Annotated in this window: 14 protein-coding genes; 3 read left to right on the top strand and 11 right to left on the bottom strand. The window is 55.1% G+C overall.

Annotated elements, in window-relative coordinates:
- Positions 1 to 52 precede the first annotated feature (52 nt).
- Genes flgJ through flgB form a run of 9 tightly spaced genes read right to left on the bottom strand, consistent with a single transcriptional unit; the run spans position 53 to position 7,254 of the window.
- Positions 53 to 994 (bottom strand): flagellar assembly peptidoglycan hydrolase FlgJ, encoded by a 942-nt coding sequence (gene flgJ, locus ACXI0A_RS09470; RefSeq protein WP_224929250.1) that lies wholly within the window; start codon positions 992 to 994, stop codon positions 53 to 55.
- Positions 994 to 2,100, bottom strand: a complete 1,107-nt coding sequence (locus ACXI0A_RS09465) for a flagellar basal body P-ring protein FlgI (RefSeq protein ID WP_476151095.1) — start codon at positions 2,098 to 2,100, stop codon at positions 994 to 996. Before ACXI0A_RS09465 ends, flgJ begins: the two co-directional genes overlap by 1 nt.
- 11 nt (positions 2,101 to 2,111) lie before the next feature.
- The gene (locus ACXI0A_RS09460; RefSeq protein WP_234472966.1) at positions 2,112 to 2,843 is read right to left on the bottom strand and encodes a flagellar basal body L-ring protein FlgH; all 732 of its coding nucleotides are present in this window, start codon (positions 2,841 to 2,843) and stop codon (positions 2,112 to 2,114) included.
- 43 nt (positions 2,844 to 2,886) lie between these two features.
- The gene (gene flgG, locus ACXI0A_RS09455; protein WP_084935295.1) at positions 2,887 to 3,669 is read right to left on the bottom strand and encodes a flagellar basal-body rod protein FlgG; all 783 of its coding nucleotides are present in this window, start codon (positions 3,667 to 3,669) and stop codon (positions 2,887 to 2,889) included.
- Between the two features lie 17 nt (positions 3,670 to 3,686).
- Positions 3,687 to 4,445 (bottom strand): flagellar basal body rod protein FlgF, encoded by a 759-nt coding sequence (locus ACXI0A_RS09450; RefSeq protein ID WP_224929256.1) that lies wholly within the window; start codon positions 4,443 to 4,445, stop codon positions 3,687 to 3,689.
- Positions 4,446 to 4,465: 20 nt separating this feature from the next.
- Positions 4,466 to 5,722, bottom strand: coding sequence for a flagellar hook protein FlgE (flgE, locus tag ACXI0A_RS09445; RefSeq protein WP_476149203.1), 1,257 nt, complete (start codon positions 5,720 to 5,722; stop codon positions 4,466 to 4,468).
- A gap of 24 nt (positions 5,723 to 5,746) precedes the next feature.
- The gene (gene flgD, locus ACXI0A_RS09440) at positions 5,747 to 6,421 is read right to left on the bottom strand and encodes a flagellar hook assembly protein FlgD (protein WP_200571266.1); all 675 of its coding nucleotides are present in this window, start codon (positions 6,419 to 6,421) and stop codon (positions 5,747 to 5,749) included.
- Positions 6,422 to 6,433: 12 nt separating this feature from the next.
- Positions 6,434 to 6,838, bottom strand: coding sequence for a flagellar basal body rod protein FlgC (flgC, locus tag ACXI0A_RS09435; protein WP_200571263.1), 405 nt, complete (start codon positions 6,836 to 6,838; stop codon positions 6,434 to 6,436).
- 2 nt (positions 6,839 to 6,840) lie between these two features.
- Entirely contained in the window at positions 6,841 to 7,254 is a 414-nt protein-coding gene (gene flgB, locus ACXI0A_RS09430) for a flagellar basal body rod protein FlgB (protein WP_200571260.1), read from the bottom strand.
- 153 nt (positions 7,255 to 7,407) lie between these two features.
- Here flgB and flgA point away from each other — a divergent pair, with 153 nt between their 5' ends.
- From flgA to flgN, 3 genes are all read left to right on the top strand, one after another.
- Entirely contained in the window at positions 7,408 to 8,067 is a 660-nt protein-coding gene (gene flgA, locus ACXI0A_RS09425) for a flagellar basal body P-ring formation chaperone FlgA (protein WP_476149207.1), read from the top strand.
- 105 nt (positions 8,068 to 8,172) lie between these two features.
- Positions 8,173 to 8,481: a flagellar biosynthesis anti-sigma factor FlgM gene (flgM, locus tag ACXI0A_RS09420; protein ID WP_476149209.1), complete on the top strand. Its 309-nt coding sequence runs from the start codon at positions 8,173 to 8,175 to the stop codon at positions 8,479 to 8,481.
- 5 nt (positions 8,482 to 8,486) lie between these two features.
- Entirely contained in the window at positions 8,487 to 8,918 is a 432-nt protein-coding gene (gene flgN / locus ACXI0A_RS09415; protein WP_476149211.1) for a flagellar export chaperone FlgN, read from the top strand.
- A gap of 31 nt (positions 8,919 to 8,949) precedes the next feature.
- Here flgN and murJ read toward each other — a convergent pair whose 3' ends face one another.
- The gene (gene murJ / locus ACXI0A_RS09410) at positions 8,950 to 10,488 is read right to left on the bottom strand and encodes a murein biosynthesis integral membrane protein MurJ (protein ID WP_476149212.1); all 1,539 of its coding nucleotides are present in this window, start codon (positions 10,486 to 10,488) and stop codon (positions 8,950 to 8,952) included.
- Between the two features lie 121 nt (positions 10,489 to 10,609).
- A complete protein-coding gene (locus tag ACXI0A_RS09405) occupies positions 10,610 to 11,530 on the bottom strand; it encodes a Gfo/Idh/MocA family oxidoreductase (protein ID WP_476149214.1) in 921 nt (306 codons plus the stop codon).

Genomic DNA, 11,530 nt, shown 5'->3' with positions numbered 1-11,530 from the left:
CCGCAGCTTATGATGGTTATCGGCGTGCTTAAGTGAAACTTGAGGCAAAAAATCAGAACAAATCAGTGATATCCTGGCTGTACGCCTTCACCACTTTTTCGCCCATGTTTTTGAATTGCTGGATCATTCCTACTAACTTCTGCGCATATTTCGGATCGGTCGCATAACCCGCCGCCTGCAAAGCACGTGCGCCCTGCTCCGGTGTCGCGGCATTGGCTACCGCGGCATAGCGCGGGTTATTGGACAGCAGTTTGACGTAGTCGCTGAGGGCTTCCATATAGGAGCCATAAACGCGGAAGGTGGCGCGCACTTTTTTCGCCACACCACCTTCATACTCGGTGGTCATGATGTCGGTGGTTGCCCCTTTCCAGTCTCCACCTGCCTTGATGCCAAACACGTTGAAGCTCGGTTTGCCATCGCGCGTCAGGATCTGGCGCTGACCCCAGCCCGATTCCAGCGCCGCCTGAGCAAGAATCAGGTGATGAGGAATACCACTCTGCTGACTGGCGGCCTGCGCGGGTTGAGACAACTGGGCAATAAAGTCATTGCTATCCGTTGGGAAACTGGACGGCGACACCGGCAGGCGCGGTACGGCCTTGCGCACCATCTGTTCCAACTGGTTGGAGGGCAGATTGCTATAAATGAAGCTGTTATCCAGCTTCATCGGCACGGTGCCAGCGGTTTCATCCGGCTCCTGAGCGGGCTGCATCTGTTTGACGATCAGATCCGCCATCCCCAGCCCGCGTTTACCGATTTCCTGCGCAATTTGCTGATCGTACATCGAGGTGTACATCTTCGTTGAATCGCTGCTGAAGATGCCATCCTGCGGCAGGGCTTCACGCATGCTTTTCAACATCATCTGTACGAACATCCCCTCAACCTGTTTTGCTACCTGCATCGCCTTCCCTTTCGGGTCGGCGGCCGCTTCACGCTTCAGGTTGTTCAACGAGCGGCTGTCATAGGCCGCATTCATCAGCGATTGCGTATCGGTCATCAGATGATTTCCAGTTTGGCGCGCAGGCAGCCTGCAGTTTGCATCGATTGTAAAATCGACATCAGCTCGATTGGCGTGGCGCCCAGAGCATTTAATGCACGCACTACGTTGTTGAGATTGGCGCTGGAGTTAACATGCTGCAAGGCTCCACCGCTCTGGCGTAAATCGATTGACGTCTGCGTGGTAGCGACCGTTTGTCCACCGGCAAAAGGTGTGTTCGGCTGGCTGACGTTCTGCTGCTGATTCACCGTCACCGACAGGTTGCCCTGCGCCACAGCACAAGTGTTCAGTGTGACTTCGCGGTTCATGACCACAGAACCGGTACGTGAGTTGATGATGACCTTGGCATCTTCAATCGGCACGGAAACGTCAATGTTCTGGATTTCGGCCAGCAAGCGCACCTGCGAGCTGTTGTTGGGTGAAACACGAATCTGCACCGTGCGAGCATCCAGCGGTTGCGCGGATCCCACGCCACGGCTGTTAATTGCATCAGCGATACGCTGTGCCATGGTGAAATCTTCATTATTCAGCTGCAGGTTGATGGTGTTCTGGCTGCCAAAGTTACTTTGCAGCTCACGCTCCACCGTCGCACCGTCGGTAATACGACCACCGTTAAGCTGGTTTACCTGCACACTGCTGCCACCGGCTGATGCGCCCGCACCACCGACGAGGATGTTACCCTGCGCCAGCGCGTAAACCTGATTATCGACCCCTTTCATCGGCGTCATCAGCAGCGTACCGCCGCGCAGGCTTTTGGCGTTACCCAGCGAAGAAACCACCACGTCGATGTTTTGACCCTGACGGGCAAAAGTCGGCAATTTGGCGGTGACCATGACCGCAGCCACGTTCTTTAACTGCATATTGGTGCCGGTCGGCACAGTGATGCCAAGCTGTGACAGCATGTTGCTGACGGTCTGCGTGGTAAAAGGCGTTTGCGTGGTCTGGTCACCGGTGCCATCCAGACCGACTACTAAGCCGTAACCGATCAGCTGGTTGTCGCGCACGCCCTGCACGGATGTCAGATCGCGGATGCGATCCGCATGGGCCATCAGACTGACACCGAGTAGCAGGCTCAGGCTCAGACGCAGCAGAGTGTTCATTTTCATCATTACCTCGATTACATCGGCGACACGTTCAGGAAGAAACGCTGGAACCAGCCCATGGTTTGCGCCTCATTGATATACCCGTTTCCGACATACTCAATACGTGCATCGGCCACCTGCGTTGACAACACGGCGTTGCTGGCGCTGATGGTGCGTGGGTTAACCACACCAGAGAAGCGAATAAACTCAGTTCCCTGGTTAATTTCGATCTGTTTCTCACCGACCACGCGCAGGTTGCCGTTTGACAACACCTGATTCACGGTGACGGTGATGGTGCCGGTAAAGGTGTTATTGGCGGTCGCGCCACCTTTGCCAGCGAAGTCATTTTTGCCATTGGCATCCAGACCGGCTTTCTCACCGGCGGCGCCGACCAGACCGCTCAGGCCGGTTGGCACAGTGCTCACGCCAAAGCTGTTGCTGCCATCGCGGCTGGCGTTGGCGGACGAGCTTTTGCTGGCGCTGACGTTTTCTTGCAGCGTAATGGTCAGGGTGTCACCAATGTTACGTGGACGGCGATCCTCAAACAGCGGCTGATAGCCGTAGTTCAAAGGTGCCACACCCTGAAAAATGGAACCGTTCACCACTGGCGGTGCGGATGGCGTTGGCTCTGCCGTTGTTGCGCCCTGCACCAGTGGCGTGCGCGGTACCAGCGCACAACCGTTAAGTGTCAGTAGCAGCGTGGCTACTAACCAATGCCCAGGCTTGAGAATCACTTGCTTCGCCACGGAGTTCTGACCTTTTTTCATGTTCTTAATCAGGCCAGCCCCAAGCTGGCCCAACGATCCCAGATTAAATCTGGGTTAATTTCTGCAGCATCTGATCAGAGGTGGTGATCGCTTTGCTGTTGATCTCGTAAGCACGCTGCGTCTGGATCATCGTCACCAGTTCTTCCGCCACGTTGACGTTCGAGGTTTCGACATAACCCTGATACAGCAAGCCGGCACCGTTCTGGCCAGGCGTACTCTGCGTGGCCGCACCGGATGCCTGCGTTTCCTGATAGAGGTTTTCACCCAGGCTATCGAGACCCGCATCGTTCATAAAGGTACTGATTGTCAGCTGTCCAACCTGTGCCGGGTTGGTCTGACCTTGCTGGGTCACACTGACTACACCGTCACGTGAGATGGTGATGCTGGTGGCGTTTGCCGGGATAGTGATCCCAGGCTGTACCGGATAACCGGCATTGGTCACCAGCTGACCGTTCTGATCCACCTGGAATGAACCGTCGCGGGTATAGGAAGAGGTGCCGTCTGGCATCTGCACTTCGAAATAACCCTGACCGTTGATCGCCACATCTTTTGAGTTGCTGGTCTGCGACAGGTTGCCCTGAGTATGCAGACGTTCAGTGGTCACAGGACGTACACCGGTACCAATCTGCAAACCCGAAGGCAGCGTGGTCTGTTCCGATGACTGAGTACCCGGCTGACGCAGTGTCTGATACATCAGGTCTTCAAACACCGCACGCGAACGTTTAAACCCGTTAGTCGAGACGTTGGCGAGGTTGTTCGAAATGACGTCCATATTGGTTTGCTGGGCGTCAAGGCCGGTTTTAGCGATCCATAAAGAACGAATCATGTTTTTTTCCTTACGCCTTAGCTGCTCATGTTGAGCAGTTGATTAGCTTTTTGTTCGTTTTCATCGACGTTGGTGATGACTTTCATCTGCATCTCAAAACGTCGGGCGTTGGCGATCATATCGACCATGGTTTCCACAGGCTTGACGTTACTGCCTTCCAGCACGCCAGGCATCACGGCAACCGTTGCGTCGGGGGCTAATGCGGCGCCGCGTGTGGCCTGTGTCGCCTGGGTCGGACGGAACATGCCGTCGTCACCACGCTGCAACTCTTTGCCCGTGGCTTTCACCAGCTTCAGCTTGCCAATCTGCACCGTAGCGTTGGGCGCATCACCCGCATTACGCGAGGTGATGGTGCCGTCAGCCGCGATGGTCAGTTCAGAGCCTTGCGGAATGGCGATTGGACCGCCATCGCCCATTACGGGATTGCCTTGAACGGTCAAAATACCGGTCGAGCTGATCTGCATGTTGCCGTTGCGGGTATAAGCCTCAGAACCGTCAGCGGTACGCACCGCCAGCCAGCCATCTTGCTGCACGGCCACATCCAGCGGACGACCGGTGTTGTCCATCGCGCCGGGCGTCATGTCCGCGCCCGGTGTTGAAGCAGCAACCAGGGTGCGCGTTGGCAGCGACCAGCCGTTGACCGGCACCGCGCGCAACGCGTTGAGCTGAGCGCGGAAGCCCGGCGTTGAGGCGTTGGCGAGGTTGCTGGCAGTCACCGATTGTTGTTCCATCGTCTGACTGGCGGCGCTCATTGCGGTATATATTGCGTGATCCATAGTGCAATCCCGTTAGCGAATTAACGTAATTGAATCAGTGTGTTAAGAATCTGATCCTGCGTTTTGATGGTCTGACTGTTGGCCTGATAGTTACGCTGCGCAACGATCATGTTGACCAGCTCTTTACTCAGATCAACGTTAGACGCTTCCAGTGCACCTGAGGTCAATGAACCGTAAGTGCCGGTATTAGCCAGACCGATGGCTGCCTGACCTGAAGAGTTGGTCGCTGACCAGACGTTATCGCCTTCGGACTTCAAACCTTCCGGGTTAGAGAAACTCGCCAGTACAACCTGACCCAGCAACTGAGTTTTCTGGTTAGAGTAAGTACCAGTGATGGTGCCGTCATCGTTGATGGCGTAGCTGGTCAGGTCGCCCGGTGCATAACCATCCTGCGTTGGGTTACCGAATGAAGTGGTGCCGGTGTTCTGCTGAGCACTGCCCAACAAGCTGAGGGTAATCACCTGGTTAGCCGCAGCACCGTTATCAGCAACGGTTCCACCGGCAACAGTTGGCGGGTTAATGGTCAACGCAACGGTGCCATTGGTGTTCACGGTGGCACCACTAGTCACTGAGGTCAATTGACCGTTAGTACTAAACTGCATGGTGAAGGTGCCGACATTGTCACCGGTAGTCGAATCCACCGCATTCACTGTCCAGTTGTTACTTGTGTCTTTAACGTAATAAAGATCCAGTGCGTGGTCATTACCCTGCGAGTCATAAACGGTCACTGTGCTTTTAGCGTTGTAGCTATCCACATTTGAAGAATTAAACGGGGTAACCGTAGGAGTCGCGTCCGTAGAGTTCAGGTTAGAAACCAAGCCTGCGGTAGTCGTCGCACGCGCTGCCATCTGGGTAGTTGGTACGCTCAGAGCCACTGGGTTGGCACCGGTCTGAATGGTTGGTGGTGTACCCGTTGCCGGATAGCCTGTCACGCTCATCCCCTGGGTGTTCACCAGGTTACGGTTTTCATCCAGCGTGAACTGACCGTTACGTGAGTAATACACGCTGCCCGCGGCGTCGGTCATACGGAAGAAGCCGTTACCGCTCAGTGCCACGTCCAAACCACGGCTGGTTGAGGTCGTGGTACCGTCGTTGAAGTTCTGAATAACCGCAGCGACCTTGGTACCCATACCGATATTTGAACCGGCAAACATATCGGCGAATGAGATGGTGCTGGATTTGAAGCCCGCAGTTGCGGAGTTGGCGATGTTGTTACCAATGACATCCAGGTTACTGGAGGCCGCATTCATACCACTTACAGCTTGAGAAAAAGACATAGCGTGTCTCCTGCTAAAAATGAATTAGAGAATCTGACGAACTTCATCAAGAGTGGCGGAGCCCATGGTGCCGAGATCCAGTTTTGAGGTGCTATCCACCGTACTCACGCCATTCACGTAAGCGTAATTAAGCGGTTGTGCCACCAGTTGTGTGCTGCCGTTGCTGGCGGCAATCGATACAGAATATTTTCCGTCTGCGACTGTCGTACCATTCGCATCTTTGCCGTCCCAGGAGAAGGCATGGACACCAGACGTCAATGCGCCCAAATCGACAGTACGCACCACAGTGCCGTTCGAATCTTTGATGGTGGCGGTGGTGGCGGTAGAAGCCGTACTCAACTCCACCCCAAATGGCGTCGTAGTTCCACTGCCAACCAGGATCTGGCTGCCATCGATCATCACACCATGGCCGATCAGCGTGGTGCTCTGCAGCGACTGGCTGGTGGTGAGCTGACCGGAGATGGAGCCCAGTGTGGTGTTCAGCTTCTCAATGCCGCTCAGGGTATTAATCTGCGCCAACTGTGTGGTCAGCTGGCTGTTGTCCATCGGATTGGTAGGATCCTGGTTCTGTAACTGCGTCACCAGCATGGTCAGGAACTGGTTCTGCAAATCCTGTGCACTGTTTCCGGTGCCGGTTGAACTGGAGGAACTCAGTACCGTTGGGTCAAGATTGGCATTAACGCCGACTGCTACGCTCATGTTCGTGCTCCGTTATTGACCCATCGTCAGGGTTTTCATCATCATTGACTTCACCGTGTTCAACACTTCGACGTTGGCCTGATAGCTGCGAGACGCTGACATGGTGTTAACGGTTTCTGATACGACATCGACGTTTGGCATCTTGACGTAACCCTTGTCATCCGCCATCGGATTACCCGGGTCATACACCAATTTGGCCGGGGTAGGATCGTTCACCACGCCCGCGACTTTAACGCCACCGGTGGCCGCACCAGGGGCGGCATCGGTCTGGAAAATCACCTGCTTGGCGACGTACGGCTGACCATCCGGCCCGGTAACGCTGTCGGCGTTGGCCAGGTTACTGGCGCTGACGTTAAGGCGCTGTGACTGCGCGGTCATCGCAGAACCGGCGATATCAAATATATTCAGCAATGCCATGGTTATTGCCCCTGCAGAACGCTCATCATGCCTTTGATCTGGCTACTGATGAGGGTGAGATCGGTTTGGTATTTCAGGCTGTTGTCAGCAAACTGCGTACGTTCGCGATCCATATCCACGGTGTTGCCATCCGCGGCAGGTTGATCGGGAATGCGGTACATCAGGTCCATGGATGGCTGAGAATTGGTTTCAGCGGCGATGTGGCGCGAAGAGGTGACTTTCAGCGACATGCTGCTGCCCTCTGCGCGACCGTTTTCCATCACCTTGCTCAGTTGGCTGGCAAAGTCGATATCCCGCGCCTGGTAGCCCGGGGTATCGGCGTTGGCAATATTTGACGCCAGGATTTCCTGACGCTGAGCTCGTAGGTTTATCGCTTCTGTACCAAATCGCAGCGCGGCATCGAGTTTGTCGAGCATGCTTCCTCCGCGAATGAGAATTTTGAGCTGACAGCTTAAGTGGACAAATGCAAGGGTGATCGTCTGAATAGCAGCAAAAATCACGGCTATTTTTGACATTGAATTTTTCGCGCGAAGAGTAGACTCAGGCCATCTTCTCGACAGGAGGCGTTTATGCGCAGTTCTTCACCTTTGCTGGCCACGCTGTTGTTGGCCTTCGCGCTGCCCGGCCATGCGGCGGATCTGACCGCCCAGTTAACGCAGTTTTTTAAAGCGCGTGATCCGCAACATGCTGCGGGTATGACCGTGGTGGTGCGCACGCCAAAGGAGCAGTGGCCGACTTGCGAGGCACCGGAACTTCAACTGCCAGGCAACAGCCGCCAGTGGGGCAATCTCAGCATTTCCGCTAACTGTGCGCAGAACCGTCGCTTTTTACAGGTACAGGTTCAGGTAACGGGCCAGTATCTGGTTGCCAGTCGTCAGGTGGCGCGAGGTACGGCACTTGATCCCAATGACTTCCGTATGGAAACCGGCCGCCTGGATGAATTACCGCCGCGCGCGCTGTTTGATAACAACAGCGTGACCGATGCGATTGCCCTGCGCGATATCCCGCCAGGACAGCCGGTGACCGCATCAATGCTGCGCCAGCCATGGCGCGTCAAAGCCGGCCAAAATGTGATGGTAGTGGCGAGTGGAAACGGGTTTAATGCCAGCAGCGAAGGACGTGCGCTGAACAACGCCAGCGCGGCACAAATGGTGCGCGTACGCATGGGAAATGGTCAGGTTGTCAGTGGTCGCGTCGACGCGGATGGGAATATTCTGATATCGCTATAAAGCGTTAAAGAACCCTGTTGTTCTGCCGATAGAGATATCAACAAAGACATTACCCTATGCTGACTCAGTTGACTGACCCTCAGCTGACCTTACAGGAGCACGACCATGAGCATCGACAGAACGCAGCCTTTAATCCCGGTGAGCACTGTACAATCCCGCGACACCAACGATAACAACGGCAAGGTGCGCCAAAATGTTACCGCTGCAACCAACGCCAGCACCAGCGAAAGCGGTGCCGAAGTGAAGTTAAGCACGGCTCAGGCGCAGTTGATGCAGCCGGGCAGCAAAGACATCAACACCGCGCGTGTTGAACAATTGAAAACCGCTATTCGTAATGGCGAACTGAAAATGGATACCGGTAAGATCGCCGACGCGCTGATCGCCGATACCAAGGCGTATTTAGAGGGTAACTAATCCCAATGGACAATCTGCTGACCACCTTAGATAAAATGCAGGACGTGCTGGCTTCACTCACCGTGGTGATGGATGAAGAGCAACAGCAGCTTTCTGCCGGCCAGGTTAATGGCAACCTGTTGCAGCGCATATCAGAAGACAAAAGCGCGCTGCTAACGACGTTGAATTATCTGGACGAAATGCGCCGAAATACCGAAAAGTCACTCGGTACGCAGGCGCCCTATGGTGGTCACAGCGACCGTGAACGCCGCTGGCAGAGCATTCAGCAGCATACCCGCCATTTGCGCGATACGAATACTCATAATGGTATTCTGCTGCAGCATCAGATTAACTTCACGAATGATGCGCTCTCGGTACTAAAACCGCACCAGACTCAGGCGTTTTACGGTCCCGATGGATTAGGCAAAGGTCAGTCGACCCTCAGCCGCAAAGGTTAATAAATAAAAATCCCGCCGAGGCGGGATTTTTTTATGCCATCGTGCGGCGGGCAAAATCTCGGGGACGGAAGCCCAACAGACCCAGCATCACAAAGTAGGCACCGCCGCCAATCGCACAGACTGCGGCCAGACGCAGTAATCGCCACCACATCTGCCCTTCTTCCCAGGCAGGCATCACATGCAAAATACCCAGCAGCGCTGCCGCCATCACCACAACCGCAATCAACAGACGCATCAGGAAACTAAACCAACCCGGTTGCGGCTGGAAGATATCCTGTTTGCGCAATTGCCAGTACAGCAGCGCGGCGTTTAAACAAGCCGCTAATCCAATCGACAATGACAATCCGGCGTGTTTGAGTGGGCCGATAAATGCCAGGTTCATCACCTGCGTCATGATCAACGTCACAATGGCAATCTTCACCGGGGTTTTAATGTCCTGACGCGAATAGAAGCCTGGCGCCAGCACTTTCACCACAATCAATCCCATCAAACCGACGGAATAGGCCACCAGCGCACGCTGCGTCATGGCGGCATCAAACGCGGTAAATTTACCGTACTGGAACAGCGCCACGGTCAGCGGACCGGAGAGGATCCCGAGGGCAACGGCACTGGGCAGAGCCAGCAGGAAACAGAGGCGCAGGCCCCAGTCCATTAGACGGGAATACTCATCATGATTACCGCTGGAGAAGCTTTTTGCTAATGACGGCAGGAGAATCGTGCCCAGAGCCACACCCAGCACGCCCGACGGGAACTCCATCAAACGGTCGGCATAATACATCCACGACACCGATCCCGAGACAAGGAACGAGGCAAAAATGGTATTGATAATAAGGGAAATCTGGCTCACCGAGACGCCAAGAATTGCCGGCCCCATTTGACGCATGACGCGCCACACGCCTGCGTCACGCAGGTTGAGACGCGGCAACACCAGCATGCCGATTTTCTTTAGATGCGGTAGCTGATAGAACAACTGCAACACCCCACCGACCACCACCGCCCAGGCCAGCGCCATTACCGGCGGATTGAAGTGAGGGGCAGCAAACACCGCAAAACCAATCATGCTGATGTTTAACAGCGTGGGCGCAAACGCCGGAACGGAGAAGCGATTCCAGGTATTGAGTATTGCACCGGCCAGCGACGCCAAAGAGATCAGCAGAATATAAGGGAAGGTGACGCGCAGCAGTGAACTGGTGAGCGCGAACTTATCGGCGGTATCGGCAAATCCGGGCGCGGTCACCACTATCACCCAAGGCGCGGCAATCATGCCAAGCACCGTCACCACCGCCAGCACCAGCGTCAGTAAACCGGAGACGTAAGCAACAAATACGCGCGTGGCATCTTCGCCCTGCTTACTTTTGTACTCCGCAAGAATAGGCACGAACGCCTGCGAGAAAGCGCCTTCCGCAAAGATACGGCGCAGCAAATTGGGCAGTTTAAAGGCCACGAAGAAGGCATCGGTGGCCATGCCGGCACCGAAAACGCGTGCCACAATGGCATCACGGGCAAAGCCCAGCACGCGGGAAAAAAGGGTCATCGAACTGACCGCAGCCAGCGATTTCAACAAATTCATTTTGAGTGGCGCATCCTGAAAAGTGTCGGATAAATGAGCAACTTAGCGCGGACATCTGCTGATGTCCGGCGATAGTCTACTGCCACGGCGGGAAATGACCAGCATTGAGTGTTACAAGGGGTTATTCCCGTTCGGCATCGCGCCACAGTTTTTCCACCAGACGCTGCGCCGCCAGCGCCTGTTCACCGCTGGTTTCAGGCATCGTCTGATTTTGAACGCACTGAATAAAATGCTGTGCCGCACCGCTGAAACCGCGCTGAGTAAGGTGACTCTGCCAGGAGGGTGATGGATCGGTACGTAATCCGCTGAGGTTCTCCTGCTGCCAGTCACGCATCTCATTAATTTCAATATAATCACCGTCGCAGATAGCGCTGACCACTTCACGCTGCGTACCTGCGCGACGATGCATACTGGTGGTAATTTGCAGCGCGCCCGCTGAGAAGTGATGTTCGGCATACAGCATCGCGCCCTCTTCATTGGTTTCAATAAAGCCCTGCTCACGCGTCAGCTTGCCGCCCGCCAGCCACAGCGCCGTATCCACCACGTGCAGGTAGTCATCCAGTAGGGTAAAACGCAGATCGTGCGGACCCACGCTATCCGCACGATGCTTCTCAATGCGCAGTGAGGCCGCACGCGGCATCTCCGCTTTCAACTGTTGATAGCGTGGCGCAAAGCGACGATTAAACGCCACCATCAGTTTACGTTTGCGCTTCTCCGCCAGTGCCACCAGCGCTTCCGCCTGCTGCAAGGTTTCGGCTAAAGGTTTATCCACGCAAACATCTTTTCCCGCCAGCAGCAGTGCCTGTACCACTTCAAAATGACTGGCGGTGCTGCTATGCACAAATACTGCATCACTGGCTGCCGCCAGCGCGTCCAACTGGTTGAAATAAGGCATGCGATAGCTGTCGCAGATTGGCTGGGCTTTTGCCTGATTCGGCGAAAACGCGCCCGCCAGCTGCCAGTCAGTCGCGTGAGACAATACGGGCAACCAGGCTTTTTGCGCGATGCCACCTAATCCAACAATGCCGATGCGTAGCGTCAT

This window comes from Pantoea sp. C1E2 (assembly GCF_056491465.1).
This window is presented reverse-complemented; position numbering and strand designations above follow the sequence as displayed.

Bases quoted from the DNA above. Each gene is read 5' to 3' on its own strand.
- flgJ (WP_224929250.1), bottom strand. From the start codon at position 994: ATGACCGATACGCAATCGCTGATGAATGCGGCCTATGACAGCCGCTCG.
- ACXI0A_RS09465 (WP_476151095.1), bottom strand. From the start codon at position 2,100: ATGAAAATGAACACTCTGCTGCGTCTGAGCCTGAGCCTGCTACTCGGT.
- ACXI0A_RS09460 (WP_234472966.1), bottom strand. From the start codon at position 2,843: ATGAAAAAAGGTCAGAACTCCGTGGCGAAGCAAGTGATTCTCAAGCCT.
- flgG (WP_084935295.1), bottom strand. From the start codon at position 3,669: ATGATTCGTTCTTTATGGATCGCTAAAACCGGCCTTGACGCCCAGCAA.
- ACXI0A_RS09450 (WP_224929256.1), bottom strand. From the start codon at position 4,445: ATGGATCACGCAATATATACCGCAATGAGCGCCGCCAGTCAGACGATG.
- flgE (WP_476149203.1), bottom strand. From the start codon at position 5,722: ATGTCTTTTTCTCAAGCTGTAAGTGGTATGAATGCGGCCTCCAGTAAC.
- flgD (WP_200571266.1), bottom strand. From the start codon at position 6,421: ATGAGCGTAGCAGTCGGCGTTAATGCCAATCTTGACCCAACGGTACTG.
- flgC (WP_200571263.1), bottom strand. From the start codon at position 6,838: ATGGCATTGCTGAATATATTTGATATCGCCGGTTCTGCGATGACCGCG.
- flgB (WP_200571260.1), bottom strand. From the start codon at position 7,254: ATGCTCGACAAACTCGATGCCGCGCTGCGATTTGGTACAGAAGCGATA.
- flgA (WP_476149207.1), top strand. From the start codon at position 7,408: ATGCGCAGTTCTTCACCTTTGCTGGCCACGCTGTTGTTGGCCTTCGCG.
- flgM (WP_476149209.1), top strand. From the start codon at position 8,173: ATGAGCATCGACAGAACGCAGCCTTTAATCCCGGTGAGCACTGTACAA.
- flgN (WP_476149211.1), top strand. From the start codon at position 8,487: ATGGACAATCTGCTGACCACCTTAGATAAAATGCAGGACGTGCTGGCT.
- murJ (WP_476149212.1), bottom strand. From the start codon at position 10,488: ATGAATTTGTTGAAATCGCTGGCTGCGGTCAGTTCGATGACCCTTTTT.
- ACXI0A_RS09405 (WP_476149214.1), bottom strand. From the start codon at position 11,530: ATGACGCTACGCATCGGCATTGTTGGATTAGGTGGCATCGCGCAAAAA.